This window comes from Mucilaginibacter terrae (assembly GCF_031951985.1).
GTDB lineage: Bacteria > Bacteroidota > Bacteroidia > Sphingobacteriales > Sphingobacteriaceae > Mucilaginibacter > Mucilaginibacter terrae_A.
Genome location: NZ_JAVLVU010000001.1, coordinates 1,150,586 through 1,164,257, shown reverse-complemented (window position 1 = coordinate 1,164,257; position 13,672 = coordinate 1,150,586). Strand labels below are relative to the sequence as shown.

General features: G+C 44.1%; 8 protein-coding genes. 2 read left to right on the top strand and 6 right to left on the bottom strand.

All coding sequences use genetic code 11. From position 1 onward, the window contains the following. Nucleotides 1-57 precede the first annotated feature (57 nt). Together QE417_RS04900 and QE417_RS04895 are read left to right on the top strand one after the other, a co-directional pair. A complete protein-coding gene (locus QE417_RS04900) occupies nt 58-1,173 on the top strand; it encodes a glycoside hydrolase family 18 protein (RefSeq protein ID WP_311947901.1) in 1,116 nt (371 codons plus the stop codon). Nucleotides 1,174-1,641: 468 nt separating this feature from the next. After that, nucleotides 1,642-2,547, top strand: coding sequence for a polysaccharide lyase (locus QE417_RS04895; RefSeq protein WP_311947900.1), 906 nt, complete (start codon nt 1,642-1,644; stop codon nt 2,545-2,547). A gap of 65 nt (nt 2,548-2,612) precedes the next feature. Here QE417_RS04895 and bglX read toward each other — a convergent pair whose 3' ends face one another. The 6 genes from bglX to QE417_RS04865 all read right to left on the bottom strand — a co-directional run bounded on the left by bglX (nt 2,613) and on the right by QE417_RS04865 (nt 13,531). Then, a complete protein-coding gene (gene bglX / locus QE417_RS04890; protein ID WP_311947898.1) occupies nt 2,613-4,913 on the bottom strand; it encodes a beta-glucosidase BglX in 2,301 nt (766 codons plus the stop codon). Nucleotides 4,914-4,924: 11 nt separating this feature from the next. Then, nucleotides 4,925-5,590, bottom strand: coding sequence for a GDSL-type esterase/lipase family protein (locus tag QE417_RS04885; protein WP_311947895.1), 666 nt, complete (start codon nt 5,588-5,590; stop codon nt 4,925-4,927). Beyond that, nucleotides 5,590-7,269: a family 43 glycosylhydrolase gene (locus tag QE417_RS04880; RefSeq protein ID WP_311947893.1), complete on the bottom strand. Its 1,680-nt coding sequence runs from the start codon at nt 7,267-7,269 to the stop codon at nt 5,590-5,592. Before QE417_RS04880 ends, QE417_RS04885 begins: the two co-directional genes overlap by 1 nt. 197 nt (nt 7,270-7,466) lie before the next feature. After that, nucleotides 7,467-8,846 (bottom strand): glucoamylase family protein, encoded by a 1,380-nt coding sequence (locus QE417_RS04875; RefSeq protein WP_311947892.1) that lies wholly within the window; start codon nt 8,844-8,846, stop codon nt 7,467-7,469. Nucleotides 8,847-8,964: 118 nt separating this feature from the next. Then, nucleotides 8,965-10,503: a RagB/SusD family nutrient uptake outer membrane protein gene (locus QE417_RS04870; protein ID WP_311947891.1), complete on the bottom strand. Its 1,539-nt coding sequence runs from the start codon at nt 10,501-10,503 to the stop codon at nt 8,965-8,967. Nucleotides 10,504-10,516: 13 nt separating this feature from the next. Continuing rightward, nucleotides 10,517-13,531 carry a SusC/RagA family TonB-linked outer membrane protein gene (locus QE417_RS04865; protein ID WP_311947889.1) on the bottom strand — a complete coding sequence of 1,005 codons (3,015 nt, stop codon included), beginning with the start codon at nt 13,529-13,531 and terminating at the stop codon, nt 10,517-10,519. Nucleotides 13,532-13,672: the final 141 nt, after the last annotated feature.

The following is a 13,672-nucleotide window of genomic DNA, read 5'->3' as shown; positions in this document are numbered from 1 at the left end:
GTCTGGAAGTTTTTCCAGGCCCTTTTTTTATGTCTCACCTTTTTATGATCACTTAACATGAATACAAAGAATTTTTGGTTGTTAGTTTTACTGGCAGCACTATGCCGGTTGGATGCTTATGCACAAACTTCTTACGGCAATAAGGTAGTTATAGGCTATGTAGGCGGGTATCGTGGACGCGTTAATACCGATAAAATCGAGGCTGAAAAACTCACGCATATCAATTACGCTTTCATCAACGTAAAAAATAACCGGGCTTATATCAATTATTCTACGGATACCGTTAACCTAATCAATCTATCTAACCTCAAAAAGCGTAACCCTGCACTAAAAATCCTCATTTCGATAGGGGGCTGGTCGTGGAGCCGCAACTTTTCGGATGCGGCTTTGAGCGATACTTCGCGCAAAGGATTTGCCCAAAGCGCAGTGGCCATTGTAAAAAAGTATCATTTGGATGGTATTGATATTGATTGGGAGTATCCGGCCATATCAGGCGACAAAGGCAACGCTTACCGTCCCGAAGATAAACACAACTATACGCTGCTGTTAAAAGCTTTACGCACTGAACTTGACATCTTGCAAAAGGAAACAAAAAGCCACCAAATGCTAACTGCTGCTGTTGGAGGCTTTACCCGATTTATTGACCATACTGAAATGGGCATAGCCCATCAATACCTCGATTATGTAAACCTCATGACCTATGATTTTTACCCGCGTAGCACCGCTATACACCATACTAACCTGTACAGTTCCAAATTATACAACGGTAACAGTGCCGACAAGGTAGTTAACGAATACATTGTAGCCGGAGTACCTGTAAACAAGCTGATTATGGGAGTTGCCTTTTACGGCGTAACTATCAAACTTAAGACATCATCGGCCAAAGGCATGAATGACGAGATAATTTCGGCCGGTTATGGTAAAGGGTATACGTTTATTAAAGACAGTTTGATCAACAAAAAGGGCTTTATTGCTTATACCGATACCAATGCCAAGGCACCGTACATCTTCAACCCAACAACTTTAGAGTTAATGACTTATGATGATGAGGCATCGGTAACGGAAAAATGCAATTATGTAATAAAATATAAAATGGCGGGCGTTATGTTTTGGGAATACGATGCCGATTGGAACGGATATTTGCTCAATCAAATTGTTAAAACGCTTAAATAATTCGCTGTGGTTTTGCAATTAGAAGGGTAATTAAAATTTTTTATTTTTTTTCAAAAAAATAATTGCTCAACAAGCGTATCGGATATCAAGTGTCAATACGCAACTGTAGCAATAAAACCTTGATATTAATATCGTTATCCGTATTTTTAGACGTTAGGCATGAAACGTATCAGTCAATTTTGAGCTAATTTTTACTGCTCTTCGGCTATTGTTTATGTAATTAAATGTGCTTTAACTTTACAGCAATAAACCAATTATACAACCCGATTATTTAAGTGGCCGGTGCCTATTGCCGGTACTATTGCTTGTTAATTTTCTTGTTTGGCATTATAAGGCCGTGAGGTTGGCTATGACCTAACCTATGGAAAAGTTTTTGCCTTATTTTTCGAGTTTATCGTCAATCTCATAGCTGCAGCAACGATTGCTTTATACTATAACCATCAACTAAAAAACTTTAAATTTTGAGACATGAAATTTTTTAAAACAACACATTTAGCTATCTTAATGATTAGTGCAGCAGTTACATCGTGCAAAAAGAATGAAGCCCAAGTGCCGGTTACCGATGAGCCTGTTGCAACCGCAGCAGCTTCGGGCAAGCAGGAGAGTGCCTGGTTGAGCGATATTAACGTAAACTGGAACGGCCAGCCCAACGGTGCAACATACAGCCAGAGCCAGGCTGCTTCAGATTTTGGTAATGTTAGCGGCTGGAATGCAAGCCGGGCGTATACCACAAATGGCAAAGACGGTACCGTGGGCAGCCGTGTAACACTTTTGCCAAATGCTCTCTCAAGCGCTGGGGGTATGGTTGCCAATGTCGACCTGTCTGATGGATCTGCCTATGAAATGGACTACGATATTAAATTCCATAGTAAGTTTAACTGGAGCCGTGGTGGTAAAGTAGGTTTTGGCTTTGGTATTGGCGAAGCAAACGCAGGGGGGGATGCCGCTTGGGATGGTAACGGAGGTACTTTGCGCTTGATGTGGTATTCGCCCAACTCCAATCCTAACAGGGTGTTTTTTCAGCCATACATTTATTACAAAGATCAAAATGGCGGGCCTGGCAATAGTAATTTTGGCGATACCTTTGGAAAGTCGTACCCATCATCAGGTGCTTTGCAAAAAGATCAGTGGTATCACATACACCTGTATGCGAAGAGTAATACAGGCAGCAATACCAATGGGCATGTGCAAATAGTTATTAACGGTACCGTGCTGCTCGATCAGGATATTCGCTGGACTACCAATGATGCGCAGCGCCTAATCAAACTGATGACGTTCCACACTTTCCGTGGCGGCAGCCAGGATGACTGGAAAGCTTCAACCACTGATTATATTTATTACGATAACCTCGTTGTACATAAGATCAGCAACTAAGTTCCAATAAAACAAAAAAGTCCGGCAGTATGTATCTGCCGGACTGCTTTTTATCATTATACAGATTATTTCAATAGCATAAACTTGCTCTCTTTGACATCGCGCGAATTAGGGCCAATGAAAAGCTTGAATTCGCCAGGTTCGGCAACATATTTTAATTGTTGGTTGTAAAATTTCAGTTCGTTTTCGGTAATAATAAATGTTACCTCTTTGCTCTCGCCGGGTTTGAGGCTTATTTTCTGGAAACCTTTCAGCTCTTTAACAGGGCGTGTGCTACTGCCTACCAAGTCGCGTGTGTACAGTTGCACAACTTCTTTGCCTTCAAACTTGCCGGTGTTGGTAATGGTTACACTTGCGGTGATAGATTGGCCGGGTTTAAAGCTGGCGGCACTTAATTTAACATCGCTGTAGCTGAAAGTGGTATAGCTCAAACCATAACCAAACGGATAAAGCGGATCATTACTTACGTCCAAATACCCTGAGCGGAATTTGCTGAACCAGCCATTGGGTGCTAACGGTCTGCCGGTATTTTTATGGCTGTAGTACAAAGGCACTTGTCCCACATTTTGAGGGAACGTTACCGATAGTTTACCTGATGGGTTCACATTACCAAACAACACATCGGCAATGGCATTGGCCGCTTCCGAGCCGCCAAACCAAACATTCAATATTGCGGGTACATTCTCGCTTTCCCATTTAATGGCCAACGGGCGACCTGTGAATAATACCAAAACCACAGGCTTGCCGGTTTTTAACAAAGCAGCCAACAAGCGTTTTTGCACTGCAGGAATTTCAATATCGGTACGGCTTGAGCTTTCACCGCTCATTTCCGAACTTTCGCCAAGGGCGGCCAATACCACGTCGGCTTTTTTAGCGGTGTTAACGGCTTCTTCGATCACTTCATTTTCGGGGCGGTTATCACGCGGAATTTCGCGGCCGAACACGGTAGCATTTTTTTGCAGGGTAGCATCACTGGTAAGGTTAGAACCAAACGCGTGAACAAATTTTACATCGTTACCTACCACATTTTTAAGTCCTTCTAATAACGATGGTGTTTTAGCCAGATCTGCATTTACGGCCCATGTACCCGGCATGTTAGCACGGCTATCGGCCAGCGGACCGATCACGGCCACAGTTCCTGATTTTTTAAGCGGAAGCACATTGCCCTGGTTTTTAAGCAATACAAAGCTTTGCGTTGCCACTTCGCGACTAAACTTCAGGTTCTCTGGTGTTAATATTTCTTTTTTAGCACGTTCCTCACTGCAATAGCGGTAAGGGTCTTCAAATAAACCTAATTTGTATTTGGCTTCTAATATCAGGCGGCAGGCATTGTTAATTTCGGCAATGGTAACCTTGCCTTGTTGCATCGATTTTTTGAGCGTGGTTAAATAGCCCTCGCTCACCATATCCATTTCGGTACCGGCTTTAAGGGCAAGCTCCGATACTTTTTGCAGATCGCCTAAACCATGGTCAATCATTTCGCTAACGCCGGTGTAATCGCTCACCACAAAGCCATTAAAACCCCACTGCTTGCGCAATACATCATTAAGTAACCACTTATTGGCCGTAGCAGGAACGCCATTAATATCATTAAAAGATGCCATCACACTACCAGCCCCGGCATCAATGGCAGCTTTGTAAGGAGGGAAGTATTCATTATACATACGGTCGAGGCTCATATCGGTGGTGTTGTAATCACGACCCGCTTCGGCTGCACCGTACAGCGCAAAGTGTTTTACACAGGCCATAATGGTGTTGGCTTTTTTAAGGTCGTCGCCCTGGTAGCCTTTAACCATTACCCTGGCAATTTGCGAACCGAGATAAGTGTCTTCACCACTGCTTTCGGCTATACGGCCCCAACGCGCATCGCGCGATATGTCGACCATGGGCGAAAACGTCCAGTTGATACCATCGGCACTGGCCTCAACGGCAGCCATGCGGGCAGTGCGTTGTATCAAATCCAGATCCCAGCTACAGGCCAAAGCCAAGGGGATGGGGAAACTGGTCTTGTAACCGTGTATTACATCCTGCCCAAAAATGATGGGGATGTGCAGGCGACTTTTAGTTACGGCAATTTCCTGCGCTTTACGTACCCGGCCGGGTGTAGTTAGGCTAAAAATGCCGCCAATTTGCCCCGAGGCTAACTTTTTTTCAACGCCGGTACTTACGGCCGTTCCAGTGGTGGCCTCCCCGCCCGTTACCAGGTTAAGCTGACCAATTTTTTCGTCAACGGTCATTTTAGCCATTAACTGGCTTACAAAAGCGTTCATTTTAGCTTTTTCGGTAGTCAATGGCTTTTTGGTTTGAGCCTGCACAGATGCGGCACAAAAAGCCATGATGCACATTATCGAGTTCGCTTTCTTCATAGTCGGTATTCTTAATTCTGTATTTTTTTAATTAGATAAGGGGTAATTTCCTTTATCCATATGTCATATCCGGGCTGTTTCATGTGCAGCATGTCGGGTAAAAACAATTCGGGGCGCAGGCTGCCATCTTTGTTGTGCATTTTGCTGTCAACATCTATAAACTGCGTAGCCTTGTAATGGGTCAGGTATTCTTTGATCAATGCGTTGGCATGCACTACTGCCGAAGCAAATTTCATTCTCGAGGGGCTTTGTTTCATTGAAATATAGATCACCGGAACATTAGGCTGATTGTTGCGTATGCTGGTAAAAAATGTAGCAAAGCGGTTGAGGGTTTCAATAGCACTGGCACCACCGGCAATGTCATTTTCTCCGCTATATATCACTATTTGGCGTGCTTGGTATGGGAATACAATATCTTTAGCGTAATAGTTGGCATCAACCAAATTAGAGCCGCCAAAGCCACGGTTAATGGCACCATAGCTTTTGTACACGTTCTCTAATTCGGTCCATTTGGTAAATGATGAACTGCCTACGAACAGTATGCCGCCCTTGGCCGGAGCGTTCAGGCTGTCCTTCTTTTTAAATGCCTGAATTTCATTCCAAAATGGCTTTTGCTGGGCGAAGCCAAATGTGGCAATACATGATACTGCAAGCAGGAGGAAAACTTTCAATTTCATTACTGTACTTTTTTAGGTGTTGATGATTTACTTACACCGTTTTCGTTAAACGATTCGATGCTGAAATAGTAGGCTTGGTCGGTGCCTAAACTTTTCAAATCAAGCTCATTTTTATCATAAACCAACCACGAACTATATAATTTATTGGGCGCTATTCCCCACTTAACATTGTAGCCTTGCGCTCCTTTAACCTTGTTCCAGCTAATCATGGCGTCGCGACGGTCTGTTTTACGGTCAACTTGAAAATTGGCTGGTGTTTGAGGAACCGCACCATCGCCCTTACCAAATACCCTGAAGCCGCATACAGCCAAATTAGCCGGCACGCGTACATTGTTATATCGGATATATCTTGCTTTTACAGGAGTTTCCAGTTCAACATAGTCGTTAGGATTATCGGTAAAGCTGTCTTTTTTGTCTATCAACACTTTCCAATTTTTTCCGTCTGTGCTGCCTTCAATCGCGTATTGATGTTTAAGGCCCGGCACCCGGCCATATAAATTGCTCTTATAATCGGCAAAGTTTAACTGTACGGCATATACCGTCGCCGGTTTTTGCAAATCAACCTGCAACCATTGCTTATCGTCATTTTTAGCGGCCAGCCAAAAGGTTTTCACGTTTTCGTCTACAGCTTTATCAGCGCTGTGCTCGGGCAATAGCTTAGAAGAGGCGGTAACCGGTTTGTTATAATTGAGTAACATCCAACCTGTAAATGCTCCTTTTTTGCCGGGTATTGCAGGGGCAAAGTGCGGGTAATCGCCAAAATAAGTATCACTGTACATCAGGCCGTCGGCATCAAAAAAGGTTGGGTAGGCACAAAGTCGGCGTTCCCAGTTTACGTTTACTGATAGTGCCATGGAGGCATAATGCCAGTATTGCCCACCCTCACCAACAACCGTGCTGCCATGCCCGGCACCGTTTATAAAACCTCCGGGTTTGTATGATATGGGATTGTTTTGAGCATAGGTGTAGGGCCCCAAAGGTTTATCGGCAACATAAACACCGTCGCCATAAACATTAAACTCGGTGCCCGGCGCGGCATATTGCATGTAGTATTTGCCGTTGTGCTTGGTGAGCCATGCGCCCTCCATGTAGCCTTTTAATTTGGTGTCCGAGTGATTTTCGCCAAACCGCTCCCAGCCGTGCTTGTCGCCGTCGAGCTTAAATAGTTCAACGGTTTTTGAGATGGGTTTAAAGTTGTTGTTCGGGTCGAGTTCTTTACCGCGGATGGGAAAGGTGTTTGATGAACCCCAAAACATGTATGCCTTGCCGTCATCGTCGATGAACAGGTCGGGGTCTTGCAGATCGTTCAAAATAAACGGCTTGGCTTTCCAATCGCCTTTTTTGGGGTTATCGGTATATAGCACACTCATAGAACCCGACGGATCGCCGGTTACGTACAGAACCGAATCTTTGTAATTGTGCGCAGCCGGGGCATTACTACCCTGAAAATACCATTTCTCAGGAGTAATGAAATCCCAGTTGGTTAAATCTTTAGAATGCCAGTACCCCAACGAGCGGGTAACGAACATATAGTATTCGCCCCTAAACTTTACCACCGCCGGATCGGCTCCAGAACGGTACGATAATCCCTGCTCGGCATTATATATCATATAGGTATAATCCAGATTGATAGGATTACAGTACGTGCGGTTTTGGTTTACCTGGGCTAATGCAGGCAAGCTAAATAATGCGCAGAGCAGGATACTTAAAAACTTTTGAGCAATGGGTTTGTGCGATTCCCCTCTCGAGAGGGGTGGAGGGGTGTGTCCTGCGGTTGCAAAGCTTGCGAATGACACACCCCTGCCGCTGCTTGTGCCCGCCCGCCCCCTCTCAAGAGGGGAATAGGAATTATTGAACATATTAAAACCTAACTTCATTATTTTTTAGTGAGAAAGGTAGATTTATAATCGAGTTTCTTTAAACCGGCTTTAACTTCGGGGCAGCTCATAAACAGTTTCCATAACAAGCCCGAGCGGCCGTTTTCTATCATTACTGCAATAGGGCCTTGGTCGATGCCCAAATATCGTTTAGGGTACCAGTTATCGGTTTCGCTAAAGGCATCGTAAAAGCCGTACTTGCCCCATACTTTATGGCCTAAATCTTCATATAAATGGCGTATAACCTGCATTGAAAATTTGGGGGTGTAAGGGTAAGATGACAAGGCAGCCGTTGGAGTAATTACACCCAAATCATCGTAAGTGCTATGCCCGGCGTAACCATTAACTGAATAACTGGCCGTTAAGCCCCAGCAATCGGCACCATAACCTTTAAAGTGTTTGGGGTTTTCGATGCAGTAAGCGCGTTGTATGAGTGTATGGTTTTTAACCTCGTTCCAGTAATTGGCGTAACGGTCGGTTAAGCCTTTGGGGCATAATCCCAAATAGGAATATTGCGACCAAAACAAGGGCCCAACCTGGTTTTGTGGGGTATTATGTTTTAGTTTGATTTGGTAGCCGTACATCTTAAAATCGGTGCTGATGCCGCCGTTTTTGGCCCATCCCTCATGATAAACCTCGGCCGGGATGCCGTGGGTAGGAGAGGCCGCCGCCATAATGTACATGATGAGGCATTCATTGTAACCGATAACCGGGAAATTCATTTGCCAGCCTACATTAGGTGACCAGTGCCAGTACAGCACATTTTTACCGCCATTGCGGTACCAGTTCCAGTCAATTTCTTTCCAAAGTTTATCTATTTGTGAAGATAATTTTTGTTCGGCAGTATTGCCGTTTTTAAAGTACTGGCGAACACATAGCAGTCCTTGCGCTAAGTAGGCCGTTTCAACTAAGTCACCACCATCATCGTTTTTTCCAAAGGGTTTTACCTTGCCTGTTTCGCCATACAGCCAGTGAGGCCAGGCGCCGTGAAAACGGTCGGCTTTAGCTAAAAAGTTTACAGCTTTTTGCAAGCGGTCGAAACCTTGCTTGCGGGTAATATAATGCCTGTCTATAGCAGCTACAATGGCCATTACGCCAAAGCCTGATGCACCGGTAGCAACGACATCTTTATCGTTTAGCAGGTAATCGCCATCAACATGGTAACGTTCACGTGCTAAGCCCGAGTTAGGCTCGGCACCGTCCCAAAAGTATTGAAAGGTTTGTTTTTCAACCAGGTCGAGCAGTTGTTGATCGGTTAGTCCCTTTTTAATAGTTAAATCGGGGTTGTAAGTGGTTCTGCGAGCAGTTAGCGCAAAAGTAGATAAGCTTATCCCTGTTAAAACAACGGTTAATGTAATGTAGAATAATATAGTTTTCATAGGGATAGATGCAAGGTAAGAGAGCCGGTAGTAGCTTGATTAATATCAGTTTGTAAAAGATCACAAACTTTTAAAAAGCCGTCGCAAAGTCACAATGTTACTTTGCGACGGCTATAAATTAGTTACTTGGGTTTGGCTTTAATAAGCCGCCGCTCAAGTCAATTTGTTGTTGAGGGATAGGAAACAAGGCGCGGTTGGCATTCCATGTTTTGCCATCGGCAGCAAAGGCGGCTGCTGCACGTCCAGGTTGTACAGCATCTTGGCGCACCAGGTCAAAAAAGCGGTCTTGCTCCATAGCCAGTTCTACTCGGCGTTCGTGCCATATTTGTTGCAGGGTGGGTATGCCAATGGCAGGCACTTTAGCACGAGTGCGTATCAGGTTAATATCGGTTTGAGCTGTGCCGCCTTGTCCAAGCTGTAAAGCAGCCTCGGCATGTATAAGCAATACTTCGGCATATCTTATAACCATCACATGTTTAGGTAAACGGTCAACAGTACCACAGTTTGGTTCGGCATCGCGGCTGTAATACGCTTTATAATTGTAGCGAGAGTTTTCAACCGAATCTTTAGTTGGTATACGGAAACCGTCGAACAAAACTGTACCTACAGAGTTTGCACCGTTCGACGGATTAATGGTAATGATGGTTGCGTTTTTGCGAACATCATTAGCCTCGTATTCATTCACTAAACTTTGCGATGGGTTATTAAAGCCGTAGCCTCTGTCAACCCAACCGTTTTTGCCACCTGCGCGTGGTCCCTGTGCAATGGTAAAGCGATCAATAGCAGCATTACAAGCCAGGTTTTGTCCGGCCTGGATTTCAAAGATAGATTCTTTGCTATTGTTGTTGATCTGTCTGAAAAGCGTGGTATAATCAGCAAAAAGCGAGTATTTGTTGCTTTTAATCACCGCATCCGACATGGCAAAAGCGTTTTGATAATCTTTGTTATAAAGATACACCTTTGCTAAAAGCGATTGTGCTGCACCTTTATTAGCCCTGCCTACTTCCAAACCAACTGTGCCTATCTCGGTTAAGTTGGCAACAGCAAAATTCAGATCGTCTATAATGAACTTATACGTGTCTTGAAGTGATGCACGGGTTTGAAATTCAGGTGCATTAGCCTCGCTCGCCGCCGGAACCCTGCTCAATAAAGGTACGCCGCCGAAAATACGAACCAGGTTAAAATAGAACATGCCGCGCAGGAAGCGGGCTTCGCCCAGTAACCTGTTTTTTATGGTAGCATCAAACTGGGCATTTTGTACTTGTGCAATAGCTTGGTTAGCTCTGGCAATAGCCTGGTAATGGCCTTTCCAAATATTATTTACTACACCATTATTGCCATTTGCAGTAAGCTGATCCAAGGAGTTTGCATCGCCATAGTCTCCAGGGGTGCTGCCTTTATCGGCATCATCCGAAGCTATGTCACCTAAAACGGTAAACTGGAAGCCTCTCACATCATTTCCAAAGGCATCACCTACAAAAAAGATGTTGTAAATACCCGTTACCAGGTTAGTGGCCACATTGGGGTCGGTTATAATTTGAGCTTCGGTAATTTGCCCTTGCGGGTTTATATCCAAAGAGTTTTTGCATGAATACCCGGTGCCTACAAGCAGGGCAGTAAATGCAGTTATAGTTGAGAATTTATATAGTGGTTTCATTTTGATTTACAGATTAAAATTCAACATTAAGACCGAAAGTAAATGTGCGTGTTGTTGGATAACCGTTTAAATCAACACCCGAAGCAAGTATATCACTAGTGAATAGCTCCGGTGTGAAACCGTTGTAACGCTTGGCGGTAAACAGGTTTTGCGATGCTGCAAATACCCTGATCTTGTTGATTTTAATCCGCTTTAAAAGATCAGCAGGCAGGGTGTATCCTAATGTTAAGTTATTAAGGCGTAAAAACGAACCCGATTCAATAAAGTATGTTGAAGCTGGCAAATTTTGTGCTATAACACGCGGGTCAACATTTGATGGATTACTTGGCGTCCAACGGTTGTTAACGTAATTGGCTTCAACGTTATCGTTTCCATTGGCACGGAAGGCTTTACGTCCATTGTAAATTTTATTGCCCCAGTTGCCATAAAAATCAGCACTTAAATCCCAGCTCTCGTAACTAAGGCCAATGTTAAAACCACCGTAGTATTTAGGTTGGTATGAACCGGAAAAAACACGGTCGTAGTTATCAATCACACCATCAGGTGTGCCGTTGGGGCCACTAACGTCGGCAAACATCATACCGCCCACGCTTTTAGCATAACCGTTAAGGTTGTATGTGGGTGCAGCGTCAATTTGCTGCTGGTTTTGAAAAATACCGGTTTGTTGCAGTACATAATAGCTGGCAATTGGTTGGCCGTTATCGGTACGGGTAATACTGCCCTGGTTACCAATACCGCCACCCACTAAAGCCTGGCCGCCATTTAGGCCAACAACTTTGTTTTTGTTATAGTTGATGTTACCGCCAACGCTGTAATTAAGTTTGCCTATTTTATCGCTCCATTTAATGGCAAACTCCACACCTGTGTTTTGGTACGACGCTGCATTGGTAACATATATACCATCAGGATCGCCTAAAATACCAGGTATCGTTACGTTGGTTAGGGCATCACGTACTTTTTTATTGTAGTAGTCAATTTCACCGGTAAGTTTATTGTTCAGGAAACCATATTCTAAACCAATATCAAATTGTGTGGTACGTTCCCATTTTAGGTTAGGGTCTTTAATATCTTGTATGGCGCTACCTAAATTTAAGCTGTTGTTGAAGAAGTAAGGCAGATTCAAGGTAGCAGTAGTAATGAATAATCCCTGATCGATATTATCATTACCTAACTGTCCCCAGCTACCGCGTAGTTTTAAATTGCTGATCACTTTGCTGTTTTTCAGGAAATCTTCTTCAGAGATAACCCAGCCAGCGCCAACAGTTGGGAAGTAACCATATTTTTCTTTAAAGCGTGAGCTGCCATCGGCCCTGAATGATGCGCTAAAAAGATATTTGCCGGCATAGCTATAGTTCACACGGCCTAAGTATGATAAGCGTCTGAATAGTGCTCCATTGTTAGCATAAGATGCACCTACTTCCGGGTTACCTACATCTAAATACCATAGATCTGGGTCTTGCGGCACATTGCGACGGCTTCCACTGAATAAATCAGTTTTGATATACTCCTGGGTATAACCGCCCAAAACAGTGATGTTGTGTTTATTGAACGATTGCTGCCAGGTAACGGTATTATCCCAAATGCTGCGGAAAGATTGATCGTTTTGAATAAATAAGGTGCTGAAGTTGTTAAACTGCGATCCTCCGGCTGTAGTGAACGTATTACCATCTGCATTAAATTGCGCATTATAATTACGTTGCTTATTCCAGTAAGCATCGGTGTTAAAGGCAGTGCGGAATGTTAAAGATTTGATGGGTTTATACTCGAGGTATACATTGCCCTGCACGCGGTTGTTTACAGTTTGATTGATGGTTTTATCGAGCGATAACAGTGGGTTACCCAGGTTACCCCATAAGCTGGTGTTACCGTAACGGCCGTTGGCATCAATAGCCGGAATAATTGGTGCAGCCCTGTAAACGTTGCTGTACACACCATCTAAAGGTACCGGGCGCTCGTTGCTGCGGCTTAATGATAACTGCGTTCCGAAAGTTAAATTATCAGTGATCTTCACATCAATATTTGAACGGAAGCTGTAACGATCAAACGAGTTGGTTTTAATTAAACCATCATCGGTAAATGTATTGGCACTGAAAAAATAAGTTGTTTTTTCGTTGCCACCTGCCAAAGAGAGGTTATGGCTCATTTGCAAGCCTTTTTTAAGTACGGCATCATACCAATCGGTTGTACCGGGGTAGGTAAGCGGAGATTGATCGCGGGCTACATCACCAGGGTTGGCATCGCGCAAATAACTAATATACTGCTCGCGGTTAGCCATTTGTAATTTGTTAGATAGCTCACGGAAACCTGCATTTGCATCGTATCTGATAACCGGAGGGCCGTTTTTACCCTTGCGGGTTGTAATAATAACCACACCGTTAGCGCCACGCACACCATAAATGGCTGCTGATGCATCTTTAAGTACATCGATGCTTAAAATGTCGTTGTTATTGATATTGCGTATGTCATCGGTAAGTACACCATCAACTACATAGAGTGGGTTGGCACCACCCAGTACCGAACCGGTACCGCGTATGCGAAGCTGCGGTTGCGAGTTAGGCTGACCCGAACCAATAACCTGAACACCGGCTACCTTACCCTGTAAGGCCTGGGTTGGTGTTTGAACGGGCTGTTTAGTAAGCTCGGCCCCGCTTATAGTGCCAACAGCACCTGTTACATCGCGGCGGCGCTGAGTACCGTAGCCAATTACTACCACCTGCTCAATGGCCTTGGTTGAAGTGGTTAAGGTAACATCTAATGTTGTACGGTTGTTAATTGCAACATCCTGGTTGGCATAGCCAATGTAGGAGAAAGTTAATGTTCCGTTTGCGGGGGCTGATATGGTAAATTTACCATCAGCATCGGTTTGAGTTCCGGTGGTAGTACCGTTAAGGGTAACGGATACTCCGGGGAGTGGCTGCTTGTCTGCTGCATCTGTTACTCTACCTGTAATTGTTGTGTTTTGAGCAACTGCCCAAGACGATACAAATAGTAAAGCAAGAAAGACAATCCTTGTAAAGATTCTTTTCATACGTGTAGTAAATTGAAGTTAATTGGTTAACAATAATGGGGGGATTATTGCTTGGGCAAATTTGGTTGAGAAAGTGCTTAAACGCAAGGAATGCAAACTCTACATTAATACATCACTGCATAATGTGATCAATTAAATTGA

Bases quoted from the DNA above. Each gene is read 5' to 3' on its own strand.
- QE417_RS04885 (WP_311947895.1), bottom strand. From the start codon at position 5,590: ATGAAATTGAAAGTTTTCCTCCTGCTTGCAGTATCATGTATTGCCACA.
- bglX (WP_311947898.1), bottom strand. From the start codon at position 4,913: ATGAAGAAAGCGAACTCGATAATGTGCATCATGGCTTTTTGTGCCGCA.
- QE417_RS04895 (WP_311947900.1), top strand. From the start codon at position 1,642: ATGAAATTTTTTAAAACAACACATTTAGCTATCTTAATGATTAGTGCA.
- QE417_RS04865 (WP_311947889.1), bottom strand. From the start codon at position 13,531: ATGAAAAGAATCTTTACAAGGATTGTCTTTCTTGCTTTACTATTTGTA.
- QE417_RS04900 (WP_311947901.1), top strand. From the start codon at position 58: ATGAATACAAAGAATTTTTGGTTGTTAGTTTTACTGGCAGCACTATGC.
- QE417_RS04875 (WP_311947892.1), bottom strand. From the start codon at position 8,846: ATGAAAACTATATTATTCTACATTACATTAACCGTTGTTTTAACAGGG.
- QE417_RS04870 (WP_311947891.1), bottom strand. From the start codon at position 10,503: ATGAAACCACTATATAAATTCTCAACTATAACTGCATTTACTGCCCTG.